The following is a 20,565-nucleotide window of genomic DNA, read 5'->3' as shown; positions in this document are numbered from 1 at the left end:
CTCCTTGTCGGGGCTTATTGCTTGGCGCTGAACTGCTTCCAGGCTTCGCCTTCGTTTTGCAGGTCGTGGGAGCGCTTGATCAGGTACTGATGAATCTGCTCGACCTGCTCGGGGGTGAAGGCATCGGCGAAGGACGGCATGCCATCGGGCACGCGACCACCGTAGAGAATGCCGAGGAACATCTGGTGTTTTTCCGCCGTCAGCTTGCGCAGGTCTGGCAGCACGCCGCCGCTGACCGCGTGGATGCCGTGGCATTGCGAGCAGTAGCCGTCGTAGAGCTTGGCGCCGGCCTCGATGGCCGCCGTGTCGGTGCTCAGGGGCGGCGGTTTCGGGGTGTCCGGGCGCGGTGCCGGTTCCTGCAGCTTCGCCGTGCCGCCGATCTTGTAGGTCAGCACCTGGGAGAATGGCTGGACCCCGGCACGCAGCGACAGGGCGCCAGCGAAGGTGGAAAACGCCCCGCCCCAGCCGGCCATGAAGGTCACGTACTGTTCCCCATCGACGCTGTAGGTGACCGGTGCCGCCATCACCCCGCTGGCCGCCGGTTGCTCCCAGAGTTTCTTGCCACTGTCGGCAGCGTAGGCGATCACCCGGCCATCGGCGCTGCCTTCGAAGACCAGGTTGCCGGCGGTGCTCAGGGTGCCGCCGTTGAAGATGGTCACATAGGGCACTTCCCAAGCCGGCTGCTGCTTGACCGGGTCCCAGGCGATCAGCTTGCCGGACCAGCCCTTGGCCATTTCCAGCAGGCCGTCGACGTTCTCCGGCATCATCCCGGTGCGCAGGCCGAGCTGGTACATGCTCTTGAACGGATTGCGCTTGGGCGCCTCGGGGATGTGCTCGTAGTAGGCCGACATGATATGGGCCGGGATATACACCAGCCCGGTGTTCGGGTTGTAGGACATCGGCTGCCAGTCATGGGCGCCCCAGAACGCCGGGGTCACCAGCTTGCGCTTGCCGTCCTTCCAGTAGGCGGCGTTCTCGTCGTCGAAGATCGGCCGGCCGGTCTTCATGTCCATGCCCTTGGTCCAGCTCTGCGGCACGATGCCCTTGGCCGACAGCAGCTCGCCGGTGGCGCGGTCGATCACGTAGAAGAAGCCGTTCTTCGGCGCCTGCATCAGCACCTTGCGCGGTTTGCCGTCGATGGGCAGCTCGGCGAGGATCATGTGCTGGGTGGCGGTGTAGTCCCAGGCATCACCCGGGGTGGTCTGGTAGTGCCAGACGTACTCGCCGGTATCGGCGTTGACCGCGACGATGGACGACAGGAACAGGTTGTCGCCCTTGGCCTGGCTACGCCATTTCGGGTCCCACATCGAGCCGTTGCCGACGCCGATGTAGAGCAGGTTCAACTCGGGATCGAAGGCGAACGAATCCCAGGCCGTACCACCACCGCCCTGCTCAACGAAGGCATCGCCGTGCCAGGTCTTGGCGGCGATCTCCATGCCCTTGCCTTCCGGCGGCAGCTTCGGATCGCCCGGCACGGTGTAGAAGCGCCAGGCCTCCTTGCCGGTCTCGGCGTCATAGGCGGTGACGTAGCCGCGCACGCCGAACTCGGCGCCACCATTGCCGATCACCACCTTGCCGTTGACCACCCGGGGGGCGCCGGTGATGGTGTAGCTGCGCTTGTGGTCGGCACGGGTATCCACCGACCAGGCGAGCTGGCCGGTCTTGGCGTCGATGGCCTCCAGGCGACCGTCGAGTACGCCCACGTAGACCTTGCCCTTCCACACGGCAACACCGCGGTTGACCGCATCGCAGCAGGCTTCCCCGGCGCGGTTGCGGTCGGATTTCGGATCGTATTTCCAGATCAGCTTGCCGTTGCGCGCATCCAGCGCGTAGACCACGGAGAACGGCCCGGTGGTGTACATCACGCCGTCGACCACGATCGGCGTGGCCTCGACACCGCGGTCGAGATCGAGCTTGTAGCTCCACGCCAGGCCGAGCTGGCCGACGTTCTGGTCGCTGATCTGCTTGAGCGGGCTGTAGCGTTGTTCGTCGTAGGTGCGACCGGTGCTCATCCAGTTGCCGGGTTCCTGGTCGGCGGCGATCAGGCGCTTGGTGTCGACGTTCGCCGGCATCTCGACGGCCAGGGCGGGTGCGCTGGCGAGACAGAGCAGCAAGGCGGCGGCAAGGGATTTCAGGGGTGTGCCGGGGGGCGAGGCATGGCCAATCTGTGTCATGGGGCTTGTCCTGTTCTTATTAGTGGCGCGAGGTTTTTGCTGCGCGGGAGGGACAGGAGCAATGGGGATGCCAGAACAGCTAGACAGCTCTGGAGCCGCCGGATTACTTGGGTTTGTGCAGAGTGGGAACAGACACGAGGGTGGTGAACAGCGCTACAGGTGTTGCATCCGGCGCTACAGTGCGGCGCTACACATGGAGCACGTGAACCTTGTCTCACTTGGTTACGTAAGCAATCATGCGCACATCAATTTGCCGGCATGACTGACTATGGAAGAAGCAATCAAGAAGTTGCGCGCATTCCGCGACGCGCGCGACTGGAAGAAATTCCACAACCCCAAGGATCTGGCGCTGGCGTTGAGCATCGAGTCGAGCGAACTGCTGGAAGTGTTCCTGTGGAAGTCCGCTGAGGAGGCCGATATCGCGAAGGTCAGGGAAGAATTGGCTGATGTACTCGCCTATGCCCTGTTGCTGGCCGACAACTATGGCCTTGATCCGCAACAGATCGTACTGGACAAGATCAAGCTCAACAAAGCCAAGTATCCAGTAGAGAAAGCCAAGGGAACGGCCAGGAAGTACACGGAGCTATGAGTGACAAGCCTCTGGTCGAAATAAACCGCTACAGCTTCACGAAAGGCGCCCTGGAAGAAGACCTGCATGGCAACTTCCACGCAGCGAACGCCTGGCCACTGGTGTATATCCTCAGCGATGAAGCCAGGAAGCAGGCCTATATCGGCGAGACTGCCGACACGCTCAAGCGCATGAGCACCCATCTGGCCAACGGCGACAAGAACCTGCTGCGCTCGGTGCACCTGATCAGTAGCGAGAAATTCAACAAGTCGGCGACTCTCGATATCGAGTCGTCATTGATCAAGTACATCGCCGCCGACGGCAAGTTCGCCCTGCTCAACAGCAACCTGGGACTGGTCGATCACAACTACTACCAGCGCAGCGGACTCTACGCCGACATCTTCAGGGAAACCTGGAACAGGTTACGTGGCGAAGGCGTGGTGCAGCATTCCCTCGAGTCGATCGACAACTCCGACCTGTTCAAGTATTCGCCGTACAAATCCCTGTCCTCCGATCAGCGCCAGGGGCTGCTGGGCATGCTCCACGCGCTGCTGGATGAGCGCACCACGACCCTGGTCGTGCAGGGCGGTGCAGGAACCGGGAAATCGGTATTGGCGATCTACCTGTTCAAGCTGCTGCAATCGGATATCGACGAAATGAGCTTCCACGAGTTCGATGCCGAGGAAGCCGAGTTGCGCACAGCGCTGAAGACGATCAAGGCACGCTATGGCACACCGAAAATGGCGCTTGTCGTGCCCATGAGCTCGTTCAGGAAGACCCTGAAGAAAGCCTTCGCCAATGTCGCTGGCCTTGCTGCGGACATGGTCATCGGCCCTGCCGAACTGTCCCGGCAACACTACGACATCGTCCTGGTGGATGAAGCCCATCGCCTGCGCAAGCGTTGCAACCTGGGCTCCTACTTCAAGGCCTTCGACAACGCGTCCAGGGCGCTCGGCTTCGATCCCTACAGTTGCAGTGAAGTGGATTGGGTATGTCACCAAGCGGGCAAGGCCATCTTCTTCTACGACACCAGCCAGTCGATCAAGCCCTCGGACGCCAATGCCGAAGACTTCGTCAGGCTCAAGGCTCGGGACACGACACAAGTGCAGACACTGCTGTCGCAGTTTCGGGTACGGGCTGGCAATCCCTATGTGAAGTTCCTGGATGACTTGCTAAACGTCCGGCGCAACGGCCAGCCCAGGTTCTCGCCGAACAACTACGAGCTGGTTCTTTTCGATTCGATCAGCGAAATGCTGCAGGTCACGCTGGAACGGAACCGCCAGTTCGGCCTTTCGCGCATGATTGCCGGCTTCTCATGGCGGTGGGCCTCGAAAAAGAACAAGGACGCGTTCGACATTGAAATCGACGACGTGAAACTGCGCTGGAACCGCACCAGCAGTGATTGGATCAATACGAAGAACGCCGAGACCGAGGTGGGCTGCATCCACACCACCCAAGGCTACGACCTGAACTTCGCAGCGATCATCCTTGGCAATGAAATTGGCTACGACAAGGTGCGGGGCGAAATCACCATCGATGCGAGCCGCTACTTCGACCGCAACGGCAAGAACGGGATCAGGGAGCCGGGCGAGCTGAAGCGGTACATCCTGAATATCTACAAGACCATCATGCTTCGTGGTATTCGCGGGACTTTTGTCTATGCCTGCAACCAGGACTTGCGCGAGTACCTGGCGCAGCACATTTGCGGTTATCACACGGCTCAGCCTGCTACCGAGCCCGTGAAGATGGTGGCCTATGTGAATGCGGTGCCGCTGTACAACCTGCATGCCGCTGCCGGTGGCTTCAGTGAGGCCCAGCAGGCCGAGCAACAACGCTTGATCGCGGTCAACGCAGAGGTGCCGCTGGACAGTACCTGCTTCGCTTGTGAAGTGGTGGGCGAATCGATGAATACCGTCATTCCGAATGGCTCGATATGCCTGTTCCGTGCAGAGCGTGGTGGCAGTCGCAATGGCAAGATCGTGCTGGTGGAGTTGTGGGATGAGACCGGCGGGGCGCACTACACGGTCAAGGAGTACCGCAGCGTCAAGATGGAGGATGAAAGCGGCTGGCGTCACGAGAAAATTCTATTGTTGCCGCGATCTTCGGACGCGGCGTTCGAGCCGCTCGAGTTGAGGAATGACCTGCTGTCGAACTACCGAGTGGTCGGGGAATTCGTTCGAGTTATCCGGTAGATATGCATAGAAACGAAAAAAGGGCCAATGGGCCCTTTTTCAAGCGCCTCAGCACATGATGCGCTGAGACAAATATCTGGAGCGGGAAACGAGACTCGAACTCGCGACCCCGACCTTGGCAAGGTCGTGCTCTACCAACTGAGCTATTCCCGCTTTGGTGTTGCCTGGTTACCACGACTATCCGGTATCGGATAAAAAAATCCAGTTACCAATCAGCAACTGGATTTTCGGGGATTTTTGGTCGGGACGGAGTGATTCGAACACTCGACCCCTTGCACCCCATGCAAGTGCGCTACCGGGCTGCGCTACGCCCCGACTGCATTCTCGATGTTGCTGAGAACGATGAGGAATCTACCTTAAGCTTTTGAATTTTGGAAGGATTATTTTCACAACCCTGGCAAAACCTGTCTCAGGTCACTTCTTCAGCACCACCAGCACGTCTTCCAACTCGACAATCATCTGCCGGATCAGCTGTTTATACTGGGTGGTGTCGTCCTTGGCTTCATCACTGGACAGGCGCAAACGCGCACCGCCGATGGTGAAGCCCTGGTCGTAGAGCAAGGCGCGGATCTGACGGATCATCAGCACGTCCTGGCGCTGATAATACCGACGGTTGCCGCGGCGCTTGACCGGGTTGAGTTGCGGGAACTCCTGCTCCCAGTAACGGAGCACGTGCGGTTTTACCGCACAGAGCTCACTGACCTCACCGATGGTGAAGTAACGTTTTCCCGGGATAGGCGGGAGTTCGTCGTTATGGCTTGGTTCCAGCATAAGCCTCAACCCGGGCCTTCAGTTTCTGCCCTGGACGAAAGGTGACGACGCGGCGTGCCGTGATCGGGATTTCTTCCCCGGTTTTCGGGTTGCGTCCCGGACGCTGGCGTTTGTCGCGCAGGTCGAAATTGCCGAAACCGGACAATTTGACCTGCTCGTTGTCTTCAAGAGCGTGCCTGATTTCCTCAAAGAACAGTTCGACCAGTTCTTTGGCTTCACGCTTGTTCAGGCCCAGCTCCTCGTACAGCCGTTCTGCCATCTCAGCTTTCGTCAGAGCACCCATACGCTATTTCCTTAACGTGGTGTTCAACCTTTGTTCGAGCGAGGTGAGGATGTTTTGGGTCGTGGCATTCACCTCATCGTCGTTAAGAGTGCGCGATGGATGCTGCCAGGTCAAGCCGACTGCCAGGCTTTTTCTATCAGGATCAATACCTTTACCCTGGTAGACATCAAACAGCCTGAGGTCCGTGAGCCATTCCCCTGCATTGTCACGAATTACTTCAAGTACCGCACTCGAAGCCACATCACGATCGGCGATCAAGGCCAGGTCACGACGCACTTCCGGGAACTTCGAGAGTTCATGGAACTTCGGCAGGCGCCCTTCCACGACTTCGTCCAATACCAACTCGAAGAGGAACACGCTGCGGTCCAGGCCGAGGGTCTTGGCCAGTTCCGGGTGCAGCGCACCGAGGAAGCCGACTTCGCGACCATTGCGCTCGATGCGCGCGGTCTGGCCCGGGTGCAGCGCCGGGTGCTTGCCGGCAGCGAAGGTGAACTCGCCCAGCGAACCGGAAGAATTCAGCAGCGCTTCGACATCCGCTTTCACGTCGAAGAAGTCGATGCCTTCACGGCCGTTAGCCCAGGCCTCCGGCAGACGGCTGCCGCAGACCACACCGGCCAGCATCGGCTGCTGTTGCAGGCCTTCCAGTTGACCGACGAAGCGCAGGCCGCTTTCGAACAGGCGCACACGGTCCTGCTGGCGGTTGAGGTTGTGCTGCAGCGCCTTGACCAGACCTGGCCACAGGGACGCACGCATGGCGGCCATGTCGCTGGAGATCGGGTTGGCCAGCAGCAGCGGCTCGACGCCCGGAGTGAACAGTTCGAACAGTTTCGGATCGATGAAGCTGTAGGTGATCGCTTCCTGGTAACCACGGGCAACCAGCAGACGGCGCAGGGCCGGCAGCTCGCCACGGGCTTCGGCACGGGCCTGAGGCGCCAGGCGTGCTTGCGGGTAACGAACCGGCAGACGGTTGTAACCGTACAGGCGACCCAGTTCTTCGATCAGGTCGACTTCGAGGCTGATATCGAAGCGATGGCTTGGCACGTCAACCTGCCACTGGTCTTCGCCGGCGGTGGTTTTCAGGCCCAGGGCGTTGAGCAGTTGCTCGACTTCGGCGCTGGCCATTTCCATGCCCAGCATCTGGCTGATGCGCTCGGCACGCAGGGTGATCGGCGCCACTTGCGGCAGGTGCTGCTCGCTCAGGGCCTCGATGACCGGACCGGCTTCACCGCCAACGATTTCCAGCAGCAGGCCGGTGGCGCGCTCCATGGCTTCGCGGGCCAGTTGCGAATCGACACCACGCTCGTAGCGGTGCGAGGCATCGGTGTGCAGGCCATAGGAACGGGCCTTGCCGGCGACGGAAATCGGCTCGAAGAAAGCGCTTTCCAGGAAGATGTCACGAGTGGTCGCGGACACGCCACTGTGCTCGCCGCCCATCACGCCGGCGATGGCCAGGGCGCGGCTATGGTCGGCGATGACCAGGGTGTCGGGACGCAGGGTGACTTCCTGGCCGTCCAGCAGGACCAGCTTCTCGCCCTCCTCTGCCATGCGCACGCGGATGCCGCCGTTGATCTCGGCGAGATCGAAGGCGTGCAGCGGCTGACCGAGTTCGAGCATCACGTAGTTGGTGATATCCACGGCCGCATCGATGCTGCGCACGTCAGCGCGACGCAGGCGCTCGACCATCCACAGCGGGGTCGGACGCGACAGATCGACATTGCGGATCACCCGGCCCAGATAACGTGGGCAGGCAGCAGGGGCCAGCACGTCGACCGGACGCACTTCGTCATGCACGGCGTTGACCGCAGGCACCACCGGACGGGTGACCGGCGCGGCGTACAGGGCACCGACTTCACGGGCCAGACCGGCCAGGGACAGGCAGTCGCCGCGGTTCGGGGTCAGGTCGACCTCGATGCTGGCGTCGTCCAGGTCCAGGTACACACGGATGTCCTGGCCGACCGGCGCATCGGCAGCCAGCTCCAGCAGGCCGTCGTTGTCGTCGCTGATCTGCAGCTCGGAGGCCGAGCAGAGCATGCCGTTGGACTCGACACCGCGCAGCTTGGCCTTCTTGATCTTGAAGTCGCCTGGCAGCTCGGCGCCGATCATGGCGAACGGAATCTTCAGGCCCGGGCGCACGTTCGGCGCGCCGCAGACGACCTGGAAGGTCTCGCTGCCATTGCTCACCTGGCAAACGCGCAGCTTGTCGGCGTCAGGGTGCTGCTCGGTGCTCAGCACCTCGCCCACCACGATACCGCTGAATTGGCCGGCGGCCGGGGTCACGCTGTCGACTTCCAGACCCGCCATCGACAGACGGGCTACCAGCTCGTCACGGGAAACCTGCGGGTTGACCCAACCGCGCAGCCACTTTTCACTGAATTTCATCCTGCTCTCCTAAAGATTCGTTACGGGTGCGCGACCTAGCGAAATTGCGCGAGGAACCGCAAATCGTTGTCGAAGAACAGGCGCAAATCGTTGACGCCGTAACGCAGCATGGCCAGGCGCTCGGCCCCCATGCCGAAAGCGAAGCCCGAGAACTCTTCCGGGTCGATGCCGGACATGCGCAGCACGTTCGGGTGCACCATGCCGCAGCCCATGACTTCCAGCCAGCCGGTCTGCTTGCACACGCGGCAGCCTTTGCCGCTGCACATCACGCACTGGATATCGACTTCAGCCGAAGGCTCGGTGAAGGGGAAGAACGAAGGACGGAAACGCACCGCCAGCTCTTTCTCGAAGAACACGCGAAGGAACTCTTCGATGGTGCCCTTGAGGTCGGCGAAGTTGATGTCGCGATCGACCAGCAGGCCTTCGACCTGGTGGAACATCGGCGAGTGGGTCAGGTCCGAGTCGCAGCGATAGACGCGGCCCGGGCAGACAATGCGGATTGGCGGCTGCGAGGATTCCATGGTCCGCACCTGCACCGGCGAGGTGTGGGTACGCAGCAGCATGTTGGCATTGAAATAGAAGGTGTCGTGCATTGCCCGGGCCGGGTGGTGGCCGGGAATGTTGAGCGCTTCGAAGTTATGGTAGTCGTCTTCGACCTCAGGGCCTTCGGCGATGCCGTAGCCGATATGGGTGAAGAACTGCTCGATGCGCTCGAGGGTACGGGTGATCGGGTGCAAACCACCGGAAGTCTGGCCACGGCCCGGCAAGGTCACGTCAATGCATTCGGCCGCCAGGCGAGCGCTGAGCTCGGCTTCTTCGAAGGCGGTCTTGCGCGCATTGAGCACTTCGGTGACGCGTTCCTTGGCGTCGTTGATCAGCGCGCCGACTTTCGGGCGCTCGTCGGCAGGCAGGTTGCCCAGGGTCTTCATCACCTGGGTCAGTTCGCCTTTCTTGCCAAGGAATTGAACCCGGATCTGCTCCAGGGCATTGATGTCTTCAGCGCGTTCCACAGCCTCCAGGGCTTGGGAGACCAGCGCATCCAGGTTTTCCATGTACAGACTCCAGATACGAAATAGGGGAAGAGCTTACAGGCTCTTCCCCTATTTATGACGTTTAACATTCGCCGCCGGAATCGACGGCAAATGATTGTCGTGGGTACTTAAGCCAGGACGGCTTTAGCTTTCTCGACAATCGCAGCAAACGCCGCTTTTTCGTTCACTGCCAGATCAGCCAGAACCTTACGGTCGATCTCGATGGACGCCTTTTTCAGACCGGCGATCAGACGGCTGTAGGACAGACCGTTGTTGCGAGCACCAGCGTTGATACGAGCGATCCACAGAGCGCGGAACTGACGTTTTTTCTGGCGACGGTCGCGGTAGGCGTATTGGCCTGCCTTGATGACCGCTTGCTTGGCAACACGGAATACGCGGGAACGCGCGCCGTAGTAGCCTTTAGCCAGTTTCAGGATTTTCTTGTGACGCTTACGAGCGATGACGCCACGCTTTACACGAGCCATGAGTTACTTCCTCTATCTTTGACCGAAATTAACGTACGCGCAGCATGCGCTCGACTTTTGCAACGTCAGACGGGTGCAGCAGGCTGCTACCACGCAGTTGACGCTTACGCTTGGTCGACATTTTGGTCAGGATGTGGCTCTTGAAAGCGTGCTTGTGCTTGAAGCCGGAAGCGGTTTTCAGGAAACGCTTCGCTGCACCGCTTTTGGTTTTCATCTTTGGCATGTTCGGATACTCCGCATTCAGTGGATAAACATAACCGCAAGGCCTGCCGTGCCCTGGTGGTTATTTCTTTTTCTTGGGGGCGATGACCATCATAAGCTGGCGTCCTTCCATCTTCGGATGCTGCTCAACGGTGCCGTATTCGGCGAGGTCAACCTCGACCCGCTTCAACAGCTCCATGCCCAGCTCCTGGTGGGCCATCTCACGGCCACGGAATCTCAGAGAGATCTTGGCCTTGTCCCCATCACTAAGGAAACGTACCAGGTTGCGTAGTTTTACCTGGTAATCCCCTTCCTCCGTCCCTGGACGAAACTTGATTTCTTTGATCTGGATCTGCTTCTGGTTCTTCTTCGCCGCAGCCTGCTGCTTCTTCTTCTCGAAGAGGCTCTTGCCGTAGTCCATGACCCGGCACACAGGGGGTACAGCGTCAGCAGAAATTTCTACCAGGTCCAGCTTCGCTTCATCAGCGATACGAAGCGCTTCATCAATCGAGACGATGCCAATCTGCTCGCCGTCAGCGCCAATTAACCGAACCTCGCGTGCCGAGATATTCTCGTTGATCGGGGCCTTCGGTGCAGTTCGTTTATCCTGTCTCATATCACGCTTAATGGTAATTACTCCGAATCTTGGCGACCACGCCGGGAAACCGCTTGCGCAAGCAAGTCCGCGAACTGGGCGACGGGCATGGAACCCAGGTCAGCACCTTCACGGGTACGCACAGCGACAGTTTGCGTTTCGACTTCCCGATCTCCAATAACCAAGAGATAGGGAACCTTGAGCAAGGTATGCTCGCGGATTTTAAAGCCGATCTTTTCATTTCTCAAGTCGGACTTGGCACGGAATCCGCTATTGAGCAGGGTTTTTTCCACCTGGAGGGCGAAATCGGCCTGCTTGTCGGTGATATTCATCACCACAGCCTGGGTTGGCGCCAGCCAGGCCGGGAATGCACCTTCGTAGTGCTCGATCAGAATTCCGACGAAACGCTCGAACGAACCGAGGATGGCGCGGTGCAGCATCACCGGATGCTTGCGGCCGTTGTCTTCGGAAACGTACTCGGCGCCGAGACGGATCGGCAGGTTGAAGTCCAGCTGCAGGGTACCACACTGCCAGACACGGCCCAGGCAGTCCTTGAGCGAAAACTCGATCTTCGGACCGTAGAAGGCGCCCTCGCCCGGCTGCAGGTCATACGGCAGGCCGGCGTTGTCCAGGGCAGCGGCCAGCGCAGCCTCGGCACGATCCCACAGCTCGTCGGAACCGACACGTTTTTCCGGACGGGTGGACAGCTTGAGCTGGATGTCCTGGAAGCCGAAGTCGGAGTACACGTCCATGGTCAGCTTGATGAACGCCGCCGATTCGGACTGCATCTGCTCTTCGGTGCAGAAGATGTGCGCGTCGTCCTGGGTGAAGCCACGCACGCGCATGATGCCGTGCAGCGCACCGGACGCTTCGTTGCGGTGGCAGGCACCGAACTCGGCCAGGCGCAGCGGCAGCTCGCGGTAGCTCTTCAGACCCTGGTTGAACACCTGCACGTGGCACGGGCAGTTCATCGGCTTGACCGCGTAGTCGCGGTTTTCCGACTGGGTGGTGAACATGTTGTCGGCGTAGTTGGCCCAGTGACCCGACTTTTCCCACAGGGTGCGATCGACCACCTGCGGCGTCTTGATCTCCAGGTAGCCGTTCTCGCGCTGGATCTGGCGCATGTACTGCTCCAGCACCTGGTACAGGGTCCAGCCGTTCGGGTGCCAGAACACCATGCCCGGGGCTTCTTCCTGGAGATGGAACAGGCCGAGGCGCTTGCCGATCTTGCGGTGATCGCGCTTTTCCGCTTCCTCGATGCGCTGGATGTAGGCAGCCAGTTGCTTCTTGTCGGCCCAGGCAGTGCCGTAGACACGCTGCAACTGCTCGTTCTTGGCGTCGCCGCGCCAGTAGGCACCGGACAGCTTGGTCAGCTTGAACGACTTGAGGAAACGGGTGTTCGGCACGTGCGGACCGCGGCACATGTCGACGTATTCTTCGTGATAGTACAGGCCCATCGCCTGCTCATCCGGCATGTCCTCGACCAGGCGCAGCTTGTAGTCCTCGCCACGGGCCTTGAACACTTCGATCACCTCGGCGCGCGGGGTGACCTTCTTGATGACGTCGTAGTCCTTGTCGATCAGCTGCTGCATGCGCTGCTCGATCGCCGCCATGTCGTCAGGCGTGAAAGGACGCTCGTAGGCGATGTCGTAGTAGAAGCCTTCGTCGATGACCGGACCGATGACCATTTTTGCGGTCGGGTACAGTTGTTTCACCGCGTGACCGACAAGGTGCGCGCAGGAGTGACGAATGATTTCCAGCCCCTCTTCGTCCTTGGGCGTAATGATTTGCAGACGGGCGTCGTGTTCGATCAGGTCGCACGCGTCGACCAGCTTGCCGTCGACCTTGCCGGCGACGGTGGCCTTGGCCAGACCGGCACCAATGGATGCGGCGACCTCGGCGACGGTAACCGCCTGGTCGAACGTACGTTGACTGCCATCGGGAAGAGTAATTACGGGCATGGCGCCTCCTCTCCTAGTGGTGACCCCTACCAAAGGTCACGTGGGTTGGGATGAGCCAGTACGCGATTCGCCCCTGTCCTTTCTTGCGAAAGGCCTGCCTCACAGTGGCAGAAGTCGGATGCCTGTCAGGGAACGAACCAGAGTGACTGGAACAGAAATAAGTAAGTACGGAAACGCACGGAACAGACGTCCAGCGAACCCGAGCCGGGCATGCTAGCACATGGATTGGCACCTGCGTCGCGCCTGAGCGGCGCCAAGTGGAAATAATTGGAAAAAGGACCGATCGGTGAACTCCTGCGGATTTTTCCCGCTCAGAGTTACTGAAGCGTCCTACTCTTCCATGAGACCAAAAACCCAAGGAGTGCCTGGTTATGCGACTTCATTCTCTTCTGGCCCTGACGGCCGCTGGAGCCCTGCTGCTGCCCCTGGCTGCCAATGCCGGACCATGGCCTGATGGCAAGAAAGGCGAATACATGGACCAGTGCGTGCAGGTTGCCAGCAGCCAGCAGGGTGTCACCGCCGTCCAGGCGGACAAGCACTGCAAGTGCGGCGCAGACGCCATCGAGAAGAACTTCACCACGGCGGAAATCGAACAACTGGACAGCAAGACCGGCATCGACCCCAAGCTGAGGGACCGGGCCCAGGCTGCGGTGACGGCCGCCTGCAAGTCTAAATAATGAAGATGATCCGGCTCAATCTTGCGCCAGATCAGCATTAGATGAAGCTAAAAGCCACCACACGCGAATATTTAGACTATGATGTCCCGGTGCATCCTGTTGGCTCTCGGCGACACCGCACTACCGAAAAAAATCAAGTTTCCTGGAGATACACCCCATGTCCAATCGCCAAAACGGCACCGTCAAATGGTTCAACGATGAGAAAGGCTACGGCTTCATCACTCCTGCAGGCGGCGGCGACGATCTGTTCGTACACTTCAAGGCCATCGAATCCGACGGTTTCAAATCGTTGAAAGAAGGTCAGACCGTATCCTTCGTGGCCGAGAAAGGTCAGAAAGGCATGCAGGCTGCACAGGTTCGCCCAGAGTAATTTCTCTGCCGAATTAAAAAACCCGTCGCTCGCGACGGGTTTTTTTATGCCTGCAATTGGCTGCTCAACCGCAGTTGACGCGGCTGATCACGCCCTTGTCATCGGCATGCAGGTTCAGACGCTCGGAGCGGTACTCCAGGGTAATCGCGTCAGTCGGCTTGAGGATGCGGGCCAGTTGTGCCCCGCTCGCCTTGCGCGCCTGCTCGAGCAGATCTGCAGACGCTGGCTTGCCGACCGCGAACCCGGCATTGCTGGCTTCGCAACGACCATCGGTGTTGGCAGGCGCTGCGGGCTCGGGCGTTTTCGATGCGCTACCGCCGCTGCTGCAGCCAACCAGGACTGCGGCGGCCAACAGGCTCACCAGTGATGCACGCATGGGAAACATGAATCCTCCTTAGGGATGCTGAATGCTGTTCGATCCGACAGCACTTGATGCGAGTTGTTGCAAAAGCATGTCAGTCTGCCCGAGTCGTCCCTGCAGGGGAAATGACAATAGTGTCTGGATTTTGCGCAGCAACGGCAGCTCAATACAGGTCGATATAGTCGCTGGACGGCTTGGGCCAGTTGTCCTGCAAGGCCTTGAACACCTGCCGCACCCAGCGCTCATCCTCTGCGGCCACCGGGCCGACGCAACCGGAGCCGGCGGCCCAGGTCTCCAGGCGGAACAGCAAGCCGTCAAGCTGGGCACCGCCGACCACCTCGGACAACCAGGCCTGCCCCGCCCGGTTGACGCGCAGCTGGTTGTGCCTGGCCCCATTGCCACAGGCAATCAGTTGGCGAACCTGTTCGAGAGTGAATTGCTGCGGGTCCTTGAGATCGATAGTCATGCTGTGGTCGCGCTGCTGGATAAATACCGATAGTTTGCCACGCTGCCGCTCTTATGCCTAAGTCGCAGAGCCGCATTGCACCCGGGATGGGTAAACTGGAAGCGTAGCGACAGACAATGGCGAACGGCCGCCGAACCGCCCAGGGCCCGGCCTTCAACCTCGACAGAATGGGCCACCCAGAGACCTCCATGACCAGCCACAGCATCGATGCCGACATCAAGGTGAAATGGCCCGAAGGCCAGAGCGCCTACAGCCCAGGGACAGCGGAAGAGCTGAGCCTTATCGCGATCGACCTGCTGGTCAAGGAAATGGGCAGCGACGCTGCGCGCAGCTTTATCGACCAGGTCTTCGAACGCTACCGTCACGAGCCGATCGCAGCGCCCGCCCAGGTGCTCACGGGCCGACCTCAGCCAGACCCGGAATCGACGGCTGAGCCCCTGCACGAGTGACGGAGATAGCCGCTGCACGCTGACCGAAAGCGACTGCCTCACGCTCGCTGCAACCCCGTGCCAGCGCCGCAGCGAAGGCACCGACAAAGGTGTCACCGGCCGCCGTGGTGTCCAGCGCCTGCACAACCGGCGCGGTAAAGTGCTCACTGGCCTGCCCGGTTACCAGCAAGGCGCCCTGCGCACCCAGCGTGACAATTACCCGTGCCAACCCGAGATCGCACAAATGCCCGGCCGCCAACTGCGCCGAGGACTGGTCATGTACCGGCAAGCCAGTCAGGGCCGCCGCTTCGCTTTCGTTGGGAATCAGGTAGTCGATATTGCCCAGCCACTCTCCAGGCAAAGGCCCGCTGGCCGGCGCCGGATTGAGAATCACCGTCTTGCCCAGCGCACGCGCCCGCGCAAGCGTGAACGCGACGGTCTGCGGCGGGACTTCCATCTGGCAAACGACCACATCGGCAGCCTGCAGCAAGGCGTCGAAGCGCTCTATCGAGGGCGGCAACAAGTGCCCGTTGCTGCCGGCGACAATGACAATGGCATTCTGGCTTGCCGCATCCACCACGATCAGCGCCACGCCGCTGGAGACACCGGCAACCTCCTCCACCGCCTGGCAATCGATACCCTCGGCGCACAAGCCAGCCAGCAGTTGCCGGCCATAGGCATCGTCGCCCACGCAACCGACCATCGCCACCTGCGCCCCCAGCCGTGCAGCCGCAACCGCCTGGTTCGCCCCCTTGCCGCCGGGGACGGTGAAGAAGGAGTCGCCTGCCAGCGTTTCACCCGCCTGCGGCAAACGTCCGGCACGCACTACCAGGTCCATGTTGAGACTGCCCACCACCACTACCCTGCCTTGCATGATGCGCCCTCAGTCTTGTTCAGCGAACAGGTCCGGGCTACGCCCGGTGGACTCGCGCAGGACGATCTTCGGCGCGACGATCCGCTGCTCCACAGGGAGCACCCCGGGGCCGCCGATACGCCGCAGCAACATCGAGGCAGCCATTTCGCCAAGGTCACGAATCGACTGCCCGACCGTGGTCAGCGCCGGATAGACGTACTGACACATCTGGATATCGTCGAAGCCGATCACCGACAGTTCACCCGGCACCGTGATATGACGCTCGGCAGCGGCACGCAGTACGCCCATGCCGATCATGTCGTTGCCGGCAAAGATCGCCGTCGGCCGATTGCGCCCGAGCAACTGAGCCGCCACGCCATAACCGCCAAGGCTGGTGAAGTCGCTGTTCACCACCCGCCCCTCGCCCAGCGTCACACCGGCCTCGACCAGCGCACGCTGGAAGCCGGCCAGACGCATCTTCGCCACGCTGGTGTCCGCCGGGCCGTTGATGCAGGCAATATCCACATGCCCCAGGTCGAGCAGGTGGCGGGTTGCCAGATACGCACCCTGCTCGTGGTCGATGCGCACGAGGTCGGCGTCCACGCCTTCCAGCGCGCGATCAAGGATGACCATCGGAGTGCGTACGCTGGACAGGCTGGCGAGCAGGTCGCGGTCCTCACCGACCGAAGCGACGATGAGGCCGTCGATACGCTTCTCCAGCAACACGCGCAGGTAGCTGCGCTGCTTCTGCGGATTGTCGTCGGAGTTGCACAGGATCACGCAGTAGCCATTGCGTTCGCAGGCATCCTCGATGCCCCGGGCCAGCTCGGCGAAATACGGGTTGACACTGTTGGGCACCAACAGGCCGATGGTCGCGGTGCTGCGCGCCTTGAGCGACCGCGCCACGGCACTGGGCACGTAGTCGAGCTCGGCAATCGCGGCCTCGACCTTCAGGCGCACCGGCTCGCTGACCGGACGGGTCTTGTTCAGCACATGGGACACGGTGGTGTAGGAAATGCCGGCCAGCGCCGCTACGTCTTTTATGGTTGCCATGCTTTCAATTCCGTCGGCCCGCGCGCCGGCTGCGATAAGTGTCGAGCACCACGGCGATCACGATGACCGCCCCGGTGATGATGCGTTTGGTCGGTTCGGAGGCGCCGATCTGCGCCAGCCCCGCCGCCAGTACCGAAATGATCAGTACGCCGAAGAAGGTGCTGACGACCGAGCCACGCCCGCCCATCAGGCTGGTCCCACCGATCACCACCGCGGCGATGACCTGCAGTTCCAGGCCGGAGCCGGCATTGGGGTCGGCCGCTTCCAGGCGAGAGATCTGGAACAGCGCGGCCAGCCCGGCCAGCAGGCCCATCAGGGCAAACACCATGATCTTCCGGGGGCGCGGATCGACCCCGGCCAGGCGCACGGCCTCTTCGTTGGTACCGATGCCCACAAGGTAGCGTCCGAACACCGTGCGACTCAGCACCAGTTGCGCCACGACCACCACGGCCAGGGCAATCAGGAAGGACGGCGAGATGCCCAGGGCAACGGGGTTGGATAACCAGGCCAGGGCATCGCCGATATACGCGGTGCGCGAATCGGTGAGCTGATAGGCCGCGCCCCGGGCAATCTCCAGCACGCCAAGGGAGACGATGAAGGAGGGAATACGCCAGGCCACGGTAATCGCCCCGGTCAGGCTGCCGACCAGCGCCGCGCAGGCCATGCCCAGCAGGGCCGCCGGCAGGACACTCCAGCCCCAGCCGAGCATGGCCACGCTCACTACCGAGCCGGCCAGGGCCAGTACCGAACCGACGGACAGGTCGATGCCGCCGATGATCAGCACGAAGGTCATGCCCACTGCCAGCACCATCAGGTCAGGAATCTGGTTGGCCAGGGTGCTGAAGGTGGCGTACGAGAGAAAGTGGCTGCTGAGCAAGGAAAACAGCACCACCATGCTTAGCAAGGCGCCGGAAAGGCCAAGGTAGGTACCGAGTGAAAGCTGGCTGGCGCCGCGCCGGGCGGCCGCTGCCGGGCCAGGAGAGGATGTCTTCATGAGGCGCTTCCATGCGCTGCGTCGGACAGCAGCGCGTCACGTTTCTGATAGCCGGAAAAGGCCGCAGCCAGCAACGCATCCTGGCTCCAGTCATCCCGTCCGAAGGTGTCCACCAGGCGTCCCGCGCTGAGCACACCGATGCGGTCGCAAATCAGCATCAACTCGCGCAAGTCGCTGGATACCACCAACAGTGCCTTGCCCTGGCGCGCCAGCTCGGCGAGCAGAGCGTAGATGTCCAGCTTGGCCCCGACATCGATACCCCGGGTCGGCTCGTCGAACAGCAGCACCTGACAGTCACGCTCGAGCCAGCGCCCGATCACGACTTTCTGCTGGTTGCCACCCGACAGTTCGCCAACCGCCTGCCAGGCACCCGCGCTGCGAATGCGCAGGGCGGCGATACGACGCTCGGCCAGTGCCTGTTCGGCATTGCGGTCCAGTACGCCTGCGCGGGACACCGCCTCGAGATTGCCCAGCACCAGGTTGGCACTGATCGATTCGCCCAGGAGCAAGCCTTCGCCCTTGCGGTCCTCGCTGACCAGGGCGATGCCCTCGCGCACCGCCGCCATCGGCGAATCGATGCGACAGACCCGCAAGGGACGCCCCAGCTCCAGCGTGCCCCGGTCGGCAGGGTCGGCGCCGTAGATCAGACGCAAGAGCTCGGTTCGCCCAGCCCCTACCAGCCCGCACAAACCGAAGACTTCACCGGCTCGCACCTCGAAGGAAACATCGACCACCTTGTCGCCGCGCCCGAGGCCGCTGACCCGCAGCAGCGGCTCGCCGATCTGCCGGTCCGGCGCCTCGATATGCTCGCCCAGCTCGCGCCCCACCATCAGCCTGACCAGTTCCTCGCTGCTGTAGCGCTCGATCGGTTCGACGCAGACCAGGCGCCCATCGCGCAGCACGGCGATGCGCTGGGCCACGCGCTTGAGTTCTTCAAGCCGGTGGGAAATGTAGATGATCGCCACCCCGCGCTGGCGCAAGGCGTCGATCTGCACGAAAAGCAGTTCCACCTCCCGCTCGGTGAGCATCGCAGTGGGCTCGTCGAGAATCAGCAGGTGGCAGTCGCCGATGAGGTTGCGGGCGATCTCGACCATCTGCTGGTGGCCGATCCCCAGCTCAGCCACCGGCGTGTCCGGATCGATCGCTTCCAGCCCCATGCGCGCCATCGCTACCTCGGCCTGCTGGCGCAGGCGGGTGCGGTCGATCCAGCCGAAGCGTCCGGGCAGGTCGTGGAGAAAGAGGTTTTCCGCGATGCTCAAGGTCGGCAGCAGGTTCAGTTCCTGCATCACCATGCGCACACCGAGACGTTCGGCTGCGGCGCGACCGCCGGGCTGATAGGGTTGCCCCTGCAACGTCATGCTGCCGACGCTGGCGGCTTCGAGACCGGCAATGATCTTCGACAGCGTGCTCTTGCCCGCGCCGTTCTCGCCTGTGAGGGCCAGCACCTCGCCCCGCCGCAGGCTCAGGTCGATGCCATCGAGCACAGGGTGCGCGTAGGTCTTGCCCACTGCGTTGACGGTGAGCAGCACGTCGCCGTTCATTGCTTGCCGGTCACCAGGTCAACCGGGGTCTGGATGACATTGTCGGCATCCACTTCGGGCTTCTCGCCCTTGAGCATCTTCAACGCGGCCTCGATGCCGAACACCGCCTGCCGGGCGGCGTACTGGTCGGCGGTAGCGAGCACGCGGCCATCCGCCAGCATCGGTGCGATGGCCTTGATATTGTCGTAACCCACCACCTGCACCTGACCGCTACGGCCGGCGGAACGCACCGCCGATACCGCGCCCAGGGCCATGCTGTCGTTGCCGGTGAGCAGGGCCTTGAGGTTCGGGTACTCGTTGAGCATCGCCGAAGCCACCGCATTGCCCTTGTTGATCTCCCAGTTACCGGACTGCACCGAGACGATCTTCATCTGCGCCGCCTCCATCGCATCCTTGAAGCCGGCGGTGCGCTGCTGGGCATTGGTGGTGGTCGGCACACCCTCGATGATGCCGACCTCGTCACCGGCCGTAAGCCTGCCGGCCAGGTAGTCGCCGACCAGACGGGCACCCTTGCGGTTGTCCGGCCCTACGAACGGCACGCTGAGCTGCTTGCTTTTCAGAACGTCGGGATCGAGACGGTTATCGATATTGACCACCGTGATACCCGCATCCATGGCGCGCTTGATCACCGGCACCAGGGCCTTGGAGTCAGCCGGGGCGATCACCAGGGCGTTGACCTTCGAAACGATCATCTGCTCGACGATACGGATCTGCGCCCCGGTATCGGACTCGTCCTTGATACCGTTGGACACCAGATCGAAGTCGCCGGCGTGTTCTTTCTGGTAGGCCTTGGCCCCGTCTTCCATGGTCAGGAAGAATTCGTTGGCAAGGGATTTCATGACCAGCGCGACCTTGGGGCGGTCTTCGGCATGTGCGAAAGAGGCAAGTGAGAGAACGGCGAGCAAGGCCACGGCCTGAATCCGTCCACGGGAAGGCAAGTGCATGTAGTTTACTCCGCATTTTATGCTTTTTATCGGATCGCAAACGTTTGCGTTACCCCACTATGGGAACGGAACCTGACTTTGTCAAATGTGCGGAAAGGCACCAGGCAGGAACCGCGGCGCGGGAATTGTCACTCAAACGCTCGGAAAACCGAACTTTTAATTGGAATCGTCCGGATTTCCGGAGGCAGACAAAGTGCCCTTCCGATTCTAGGCAATGGGCCAGCGTTTGCTGAGTCCT

At 61.4% G+C, this 20,565-nt stretch carries 21 protein-coding genes and 2 tRNA genes; 5 read left to right on the top strand and 18 right to left on the bottom strand.

Annotated features, from left to right (window positions below):
• Positions 1 to 14: 14 nt before the first annotated feature.
• Complete coding sequence (locus tag AC2CQI_RS00715; protein WP_484578785.1) at positions 15 to 2,174, bottom strand: PQQ-dependent dehydrogenase, methanol/ethanol family; 2,160 nt, start codon at positions 2,172 to 2,174, stop codon at positions 15 to 17.
• A 268-nt stretch (positions 2,175 to 2,442) separates the two neighbouring features.
• Between AC2CQI_RS00715 and AC2CQI_RS00710 the strand changes: the two genes are divergently transcribed.
• A complete protein-coding gene (locus AC2CQI_RS00710; RefSeq protein WP_484578784.1) occupies positions 2,443 to 2,763 on the top strand; it encodes a nucleotide pyrophosphohydrolase in 321 nt (106 codons plus the stop codon).
• Complete coding sequence (locus AC2CQI_RS00705) at positions 2,760 to 4,934, top strand: DNA/RNA helicase domain-containing protein (RefSeq protein ID WP_484578783.1); 2,175 nt, start codon at positions 2,760 to 2,762, stop codon at positions 4,932 to 4,934. Before AC2CQI_RS00710 ends, AC2CQI_RS00705 begins: the two co-directional genes overlap by 4 nt.
• A 77-nt stretch (positions 4,935 to 5,011) precedes the next feature.
• Here the strand turns inward: AC2CQI_RS00705 and AC2CQI_RS00700 are convergent.
• The 10 genes from AC2CQI_RS00700 to thrS form a co-directional block, all read right to left on the bottom strand.
• Positions 5,012 to 5,087, bottom strand: a tRNA-Gly gene (locus AC2CQI_RS00700).
• Positions 5,088 to 5,172: 85 nt separating this feature from the next.
• Positions 5,173 to 5,249, bottom strand: a tRNA-Pro gene (locus tag AC2CQI_RS00695).
• A gap of 99 nt (positions 5,250 to 5,348) precedes the next feature.
• Entirely contained in the window at positions 5,349 to 5,705 is a 357-nt protein-coding gene (locus AC2CQI_RS00690) for a MerR family transcriptional regulator (RefSeq protein WP_009394050.1), read from the bottom strand.
• The gene (ihfA, locus tag AC2CQI_RS00685) at positions 5,686 to 5,988 is read right to left on the bottom strand and encodes an integration host factor subunit alpha (protein WP_009394049.1); all 303 of its coding nucleotides are present in this window, start codon (positions 5,986 to 5,988) and stop codon (positions 5,686 to 5,688) included. Before ihfA ends, AC2CQI_RS00690 begins: the two co-directional genes overlap by 20 nt.
• A 3-nt stretch (positions 5,989 to 5,991) precedes the next feature.
• Complete coding sequence (gene pheT, locus AC2CQI_RS00680; RefSeq protein ID WP_484578782.1) at positions 5,992 to 8,367, bottom strand: phenylalanine--tRNA ligase subunit beta; 2,376 nt, start codon at positions 8,365 to 8,367, stop codon at positions 5,992 to 5,994.
• A gap of 35 nt (positions 8,368 to 8,402) precedes the next feature.
• Entirely contained in the window at positions 8,403 to 9,419 is a 1,017-nt protein-coding gene (gene pheS / locus AC2CQI_RS00675) for a phenylalanine--tRNA ligase subunit alpha (protein ID WP_330075375.1), read from the bottom strand.
• A 107-nt stretch (positions 9,420 to 9,526) separates the two neighbouring features.
• Positions 9,527 to 9,883 carry a 50S ribosomal protein L20 gene (gene rplT / locus AC2CQI_RS00670; RefSeq protein WP_009394046.1) on the bottom strand — a complete coding sequence of 119 codons (357 nt, stop codon included), beginning with the start codon at positions 9,881 to 9,883 and terminating at the stop codon, positions 9,527 to 9,529.
• Positions 9,884 to 9,911: 28 nt separating this feature from the next.
• Positions 9,912 to 10,106, bottom strand: coding sequence for a 50S ribosomal protein L35 (gene rpmI, locus AC2CQI_RS00665; RefSeq protein WP_009394045.1), 195 nt, complete (start codon positions 10,104 to 10,106; stop codon positions 9,912 to 9,914).
• Between the two features lie 60 nt (positions 10,107 to 10,166).
• Positions 10,167 to 10,718 carry a translation initiation factor IF-3 gene (gene infC / locus AC2CQI_RS00660; RefSeq protein ID WP_170395068.1) on the bottom strand — a complete coding sequence of 184 codons (552 nt, stop codon included), beginning with the start codon at positions 10,716 to 10,718 and terminating at the stop codon, positions 10,167 to 10,169.
• Positions 10,718 to 12,640, bottom strand: a complete 1,923-nt coding sequence (gene thrS, locus AC2CQI_RS00655; protein WP_075802418.1) for a threonine--tRNA ligase — start codon at positions 12,638 to 12,640, stop codon at positions 10,718 to 10,720. Before thrS ends, infC begins: the two co-directional genes overlap by 1 nt.
• A gap of 371 nt (positions 12,641 to 13,011) precedes the next feature.
• Here thrS and AC2CQI_RS00650 point away from each other — a divergent pair, with 371 nt between their 5' ends.
• Together AC2CQI_RS00650 and AC2CQI_RS00645 are read left to right on the top strand one after the other, a co-directional pair.
• Positions 13,012 to 13,317, top strand: coding sequence for a hypothetical protein (locus tag AC2CQI_RS00650; RefSeq protein ID WP_075802419.1), 306 nt, complete (start codon positions 13,012 to 13,014; stop codon positions 13,315 to 13,317).
• A 157-nt stretch (positions 13,318 to 13,474) separates the two neighbouring features.
• Positions 13,475 to 13,687 (top strand): cold-shock protein, encoded by a 213-nt coding sequence (locus tag AC2CQI_RS00645; RefSeq protein ID WP_064301762.1) that lies wholly within the window; start codon positions 13,475 to 13,477, stop codon positions 13,685 to 13,687.
• A 64-nt stretch (positions 13,688 to 13,751) separates the two neighbouring features.
• Here the strand turns inward: AC2CQI_RS00645 and AC2CQI_RS00640 are convergent, their stop codons facing one another.
• Together AC2CQI_RS00640 and AC2CQI_RS00635 are read right to left on the bottom strand one after the other, a co-directional pair.
• Entirely contained in the window at positions 13,752 to 14,072 is a 321-nt protein-coding gene (locus AC2CQI_RS00640) for an I78 family peptidase inhibitor (protein ID WP_075802420.1), read from the bottom strand.
• Positions 14,073 to 14,211: 139 nt separating this feature from the next.
• The gene (locus AC2CQI_RS00635; RefSeq protein ID WP_075802421.1) at positions 14,212 to 14,514 is read right to left on the bottom strand and encodes a hypothetical protein; all 303 of its coding nucleotides are present in this window, start codon (positions 14,512 to 14,514) and stop codon (positions 14,212 to 14,214) included.
• Positions 14,515 to 14,702: 188 nt separating this feature from the next.
• Between AC2CQI_RS00635 and AC2CQI_RS00630 the strand changes: the two genes are divergently transcribed.
• On the top strand, positions 14,703 to 14,963 hold the full coding sequence (locus AC2CQI_RS00630) for a hypothetical protein (protein ID WP_075802772.1): 261 nt from the start codon (positions 14,703 to 14,705) through the stop codon (positions 14,961 to 14,963).
• Here AC2CQI_RS00630 and rbsK read toward each other — a convergent pair.
• Genes rbsK through AC2CQI_RS00605 form a run of 5 tightly spaced genes read right to left on the bottom strand, consistent with a single transcriptional unit; the run spans position 14,908 to position 20,327 of the window.
• On the bottom strand, positions 14,908 to 15,816 hold the full coding sequence (rbsK, locus tag AC2CQI_RS00625; RefSeq protein ID WP_484578781.1) for a ribokinase: 909 nt from the start codon (positions 15,814 to 15,816) through the stop codon (positions 14,908 to 14,910). The two genes, AC2CQI_RS00630 and rbsK, sit on opposite strands and share 56 nt — an antisense overlap.
• 9 nt (positions 15,817 to 15,825) lie before the next feature.
• Positions 15,826 to 16,848 carry a LacI family DNA-binding transcriptional regulator gene (locus AC2CQI_RS00620; protein WP_075802423.1) on the bottom strand — a complete coding sequence of 341 codons (1,023 nt, stop codon included), beginning with the start codon at positions 16,846 to 16,848 and terminating at the stop codon, positions 15,826 to 15,828.
• Between the two features lie 4 nt (positions 16,849 to 16,852).
• Positions 16,853 to 17,842 carry an ABC transporter permease gene (locus AC2CQI_RS00615; RefSeq protein WP_484578780.1) on the bottom strand — a complete coding sequence of 330 codons (990 nt, stop codon included), beginning with the start codon at positions 17,840 to 17,842 and terminating at the stop codon, positions 16,853 to 16,855.
• Positions 17,839 to 19,383 (bottom strand): sugar ABC transporter ATP-binding protein, encoded by a 1,545-nt coding sequence (locus AC2CQI_RS00610; protein ID WP_484578779.1) that lies wholly within the window; start codon positions 19,381 to 19,383, stop codon positions 17,839 to 17,841. Before AC2CQI_RS00610 ends, AC2CQI_RS00615 begins: the two co-directional genes overlap by 4 nt.
• Positions 19,380 to 20,327 (bottom strand): sugar ABC transporter substrate-binding protein, encoded by a 948-nt coding sequence (locus AC2CQI_RS00605; RefSeq protein ID WP_075802426.1) that lies wholly within the window; start codon positions 20,325 to 20,327, stop codon positions 19,380 to 19,382. Before AC2CQI_RS00605 ends, AC2CQI_RS00610 begins: the two co-directional genes overlap by 4 nt.
• Positions 20,328 to 20,565 lie beyond the last annotated feature (238 nt).

It is taken from the genome of Pseudomonas sp. P2S-1 (genome assembly GCF_057197725.1).
This window is presented reverse-complemented; position numbering and strand designations above follow the sequence as displayed.